Annotated in this window: 2 protein-coding genes; one reads left to right on the top strand and one right to left on the bottom strand. The window is 48.3% G+C overall.

From position 1 onward, the window contains the following. Nucleotides 1-316: 316 nt before the first annotated feature. Complete coding sequence (locus tag Q0236_RS11835) at nucleotides 317-1,693, bottom strand: GntP family permease (RefSeq protein ID WP_297918281.1); 1,377 nt, start codon at nucleotides 1,691-1,693, stop codon at nucleotides 317-319. 306 nt (nucleotides 1,694-1,999) lie between these two features. On the opposite strand from Q0236_RS11835, the gene Q0236_RS11830 reads away from it, so the two are divergent. Further along, a complete protein-coding gene (locus Q0236_RS11830) occupies nucleotides 2,000-2,152 on the top strand; it encodes a hypothetical protein (protein ID WP_297918279.1) in 153 nt (50 codons plus the stop codon). The last annotated feature ends 366 nt before the right edge of the window (nucleotides 2,153-2,518 follow it).

The following is a 2,518-nucleotide window of genomic DNA, read 5'->3' as shown; positions in this document are numbered from 1 at the left end:
CAGATGAACCTCGCGCGGATTTTGCGAAAGCCGCTTTTTAATTTGATATTTTAATAAATTTAGCCCTAAATTTAGCTTTGAGGAGTTTGTGCGTCGCCGTATTGGTAAATGAGAAAAATTTTAAACTGCTGTCGTTTTAAACGGCAAGGCGTGCTCTCGCGCGATAGAATTTAAGCGGCGAAAGAGGAGCACTTGGGCTCGCAGAAAATTTTAAAGCAAAAAATAGCTCGCCCATCCGCGCAATTAAATTTAAAATTTAAAGCGCGACGGCGGGCTTTTATTGCCCTAAATTTAGAGCTGTTTTAAATTACGGCTGCTAGATCAAAAACAGCGACAAAATCCACACGCTGATCATGCCCGTAATGCCCATAATTAGGGTCAGCATGGTCTGTGTGCGGTAGCCTTGCTGCGGGTTCATCTTGCTGAAATTCGTAACGACCCAGAAGTAGCTGTCGTTAGCGTGCGAAACGGTCATCGCACCCGCTGCGATCGCCATTACGACGAGCGCGCCGGACATTTCGGAGGTGAAGCCCAGTACCTGCATCAGCGAGCCGTCCGCGTTAAATGCGCCCATAATCGAAGCGGTGGTGATGATCGCAACGGTGGAGCTTCCTTGCGCGCTTTTTAGGATAGCCGAGATCAGAAACGGAAAGAAAATCCCCGCGGCTTTAATCGCGGTCGCATTGTCCTTTATGTAGGTTACGAAGCCGGCGTCGGTGATTACCTTGCCTAGCACTCCGCCCGCTGCGGTGATGAAGAGGATCGGACCTACTATCTTTAAGGATTCGTTGGTGATCTCGCTAAATTCGCCTAGTTTGCCGGTTTGCACAAGTAAAAATACCGCAAAAACTACGCCCAAGGCTAGCGCAATGATAGGATTTCCTAAAAATTGCGAAATTTCGCCCGCAAACCCGCCTACTTTTAGGATCTTGGCGACGGAGCCCAGCGCCATAAATAGGATCGGTATCAAAATAGGGGCTAAGCTTAAAAATCCGCCCGGCAATTTGCCGTATTGTTTAAGCAGATCGTCGTAGCTTTTTGCGATGACTTCATTCGCTTCGGCTTCGCTTATATGGACATTTTTAGCGACTTTTTTAGAAAAAAAGTATGTGGCGATCAGCACCGGCAAGGACACCACCGCGCCCATTGCGATTACGAGCAGTAGATTGCCGCCTAGACCCACGGCGCCTGCTGCGGCGATCGGCCCTGGAGTCGGCGGGATGAATACGTGCGAGGCATAAAGTCCGCCGGAGAGCGCTACTGCTAGAGCGACCGGATTTTCGCCGATTTTTTTGCTGATCGCTTCTCGAATTGGGTTTAAAACGACGAAGCCGCTGTCGCAAAATACGGGGATACCTACGATCCAGCCCATTATGAGCATCGCAAGCTCGGGGCGCTTCTGCCCGACTACGTTTACGACCATATCGGCGAGTTTGAGCGCCGCGCCGGTCTTTTCAAGCACGGTGCCGATGAGCGCGCCGAAGATTATGACGATACCGATACTCTTAAACGTGCCGCTGAATCCGTCGCCGATAATCGCGGGGATCTTGGCTAGCGGTATGCCCGCGACAATCGCGAGCGCCAGGGAGATAAGCATTAGCGCCAAAAATGGGTGAACGCCTGCTTTGGAGATCAAAAAAATCATCACGACGACCGCTATGGCGAAGCAGATGATTAACGCAACACCGCTCATAAAAGCTCCTTGAATGGATTTAATTTGCCCGCAAGCGGTTTAAGCTTAAGCTCCGTTTGCGCCTCAAATTTAATGCGGTAATTTTAGCGAAATTTTAATATAAAGCAAGAATGGCGGCGTTAAATTCATGAAAATTTATGATTTATGCAGTAATGAAGGAATAGCTAGCGGAATTTATCGGTTGGAGTTTATCGGTGCCGTGCGGCGAGAGGCGGTTTAAATTTTAAAATTTGCGGCGTTTGCTTTGATACGCTGTTTGTTTTAATGCGTTGCGCGGCGGCATAAATTTTATCGCTATTCGACATCGTGGCGCAGCAATGGCGACCGCTTGCGCTTTACGCGCAGCTTTGGCAGCTAAAGGGCGTGAGCGATGCGGACGGCTTTGCGGCGCTTGCTGCGGCGGAAGCAGTGAAGATAGAGCGCAATAGCTGCGGCGGCGATAGCGGCGATGAAAGATGATAGTATCGGCAGCGGCGGGATTTTTACATAATATCGGCGATGATAGAATTTCGATTGGAATTACTCGCGCGCGGCGATGAAATTTTAATTAAAACTTATCGGTGGAAGCGGCGAAATTTTAATTGAAAGTAGGCAACATAGGTAGAGCTTCGATCAAAATATCGCGCGTAGCGACTCTGGTAAAAACTAGCGGCAATGCTTGACCTACAAAATTTAGATCGAAAACACTCGGGATGCGAGAATTTCTAGCGATAATCTTAGCTCACTCGAGTTAAAATTTTGATCGAGAGTATTTGAGGCGATAGAATTTTTATTCAAAAGCTAGCAATGGCGAAATTTTACGGCTTCGAAAACGGCAGGAATTTT

The sequence above is a fragment of the uncultured Campylobacter sp. genome (genome assembly GCF_938031315.1).
GTDB lineage: Bacteria > Campylobacterota > Campylobacteria > Campylobacterales > Campylobacteraceae > Campylobacter_B.
This window is presented reverse-complemented; position numbering and strand designations above follow the sequence as displayed.

Coding starts and splice junctions, on each gene's coding strand:
- Q0236_RS11835 (WP_297918281.1), bottom strand. CDS start 1,693: ATGAGCGGTGTTGCGTTAATCATCTGCTTCGCCATAGCGGTCGTCGTG.